Annotated in this window: 1 rRNA gene; it reads right to left on the reverse strand. The window is 53.5% G+C overall.

The window, feature by feature from the left end:
* Positions 1-1,897: ribosomal RNA gene (locus TH2_RS20360) — 23S ribosomal RNA — on the reverse strand; the annotation flags it as partial.

Consider the following 1,897-nt stretch of genomic DNA (forward strand, 5'->3'; position numbering starts at 1 on the left):
ACCTTTTATCCGTTGAGCGATGGCCCTTCCACGCGGGACCACCGGATCACTATGACCGACTTTCGTCTCTGCTCGACTTGTCAGTCTCGCAGTCAGGCAGGCTTTTGCCATTGCACTCTTAAGCTGATGTCCGACCAGCCTGAGCCTACCATCGCGCGCCTCCGTTACTCTTTGGGAGGCGACCGCCCCAGTCAAACTACCCGCCATGCAGGGTCCCGGATCCGGATAACGGACCTCGGTTAGATATCAGGAAGCAAAAGGGTGGTATCTCAAAGGTGGCTCCACCATGGCTGGCGCCATGGCTTCAAAGCCTCCCACCTATTCTGCACATTCACATCCTGATACCACTGCAAAGCTGTAGTAAAGGTGCACGGGGTCTTTCCGTCTGACCGCGGGTACTCCGCATCTTCACGGAGAATTCAATTTCGCTGAGTTGGTGTTGGAGACAGTGGGGAAGTCGTTACGCCATTCGTGCAGGTCGGAACTTACCCGACAAGGAATTTCGCTACCTTAGGACCGTTATAGTTACGGCCGCCGTTTACCGGGGCTTCAATTCAATGCTTGCACATCTCCTCTTAACCTTCCGGCACCGGGCAGGCGTCAGACCCTATACGTCGTCTTGCGACTTCGCAGAGCCCTGTGTTTTTAGTAAACAGTCGCCACCCCCTAGTCTGTGCCCCCACCGTAAAGTTGCCTTCACGGTGGGCCCCCTTCTCCCGAAGTTACGGGGGCAATTTGCCGAGTTCCTTCAACACCATTCTCTCAAGCGCCTTGGTATATTCAACCTGCCCACCTGTGTCGGTTTGGGGTACGGTCCATATGTGAGAGTTATTTCCTGGACCTCCTTGGCAGCTTCTCCAATCCAATAAGGAAAAACTACTTCCAGAGGCCGTCACTTCTCACGGGTACAGGAATATTAACCTGTTTCCCATCGACTACGCATTTCTGCCTCGTCTTAGGGGCCGACTCACCCTGCGCGGATTGGCCTTGCGCAGGAACCCTTGGGCTTTCGGCGAGGGAGGTTCTCACTCCCTTTATCGCTACTCATGTCAGCATTCTCGCTTCCGATACCTCCAGCATGCCTTACGGCACACCTTCACAGGCTTACGGAACGCTCCGCTACCACTTGTTCAAAGAACAAGTCCGCAGTTTCGGTGTGTGGCTTGAGCCCCGGTACATCTTCGGCGCGGGACAGCTTATTTAGACCAGTGAGCTGTTACGCTTTCTTTAAACGATGGCTGCTTCTAAGCCAACGTCCTGGTTGTCTTGGCCGTCCTACATCCTTTCCCACTTAGCCACAACTTTGGGACCTTAACTGGCGGTCTGGGCTGTTTCCCTCTCGACCACGGACCTTAGCACCCGTAGTCTGTCTGCCAGATAGTACTCATCGGTATTCGGAGTTTGATTAGGTTTGGTAAGCCGGTAAGGCCCCCTAGCCCATTCAGTGCTCTACCCCCGATGGTATTCGTCTGACGCTCTACCTAAATAGATTTCGCGGAGAACCAGCTATCTCCAGGTTTGATTGGCCTTTCACCCCTAACCACAAGTCATCCCCGTCTTTTTCAACAGACGTGGGTTCGGTCCTCCAGTGACTGTTACATCACCTTCAACCTGCTCATGGCTAGATCACCTGGTTTCGGGTCTAATCCCACAAACTCAATCGCCCTATTAAGACTCGCTTTCGCTGCGCCTACACCTATCGGCTTAAGCTTGCTTGTAAGACTAACTCGCTGACCCATTATGCAAGAGGTACGCTGTCACCCCATAAAGAGGCTCCAACTGCTTGTAGGCATCCGGTTTCAGGAACTATTTCACTCCCCTTATCGGGGTGCTTTTCACCTTTCCCTCACGGTACTGGTACACTATCGGTCGTCAAGGAGTACTTAGGCTTGGAGGG

It is taken from the genome of Thalassospira profundimaris WP0211, assembly GCF_000300275.1.
In the GTDB taxonomy this organism is placed as follows: Bacteria; Pseudomonadota; Alphaproteobacteria; order Rhodospirillales; family Thalassospiraceae; genus Thalassospira; species Thalassospira profundimaris.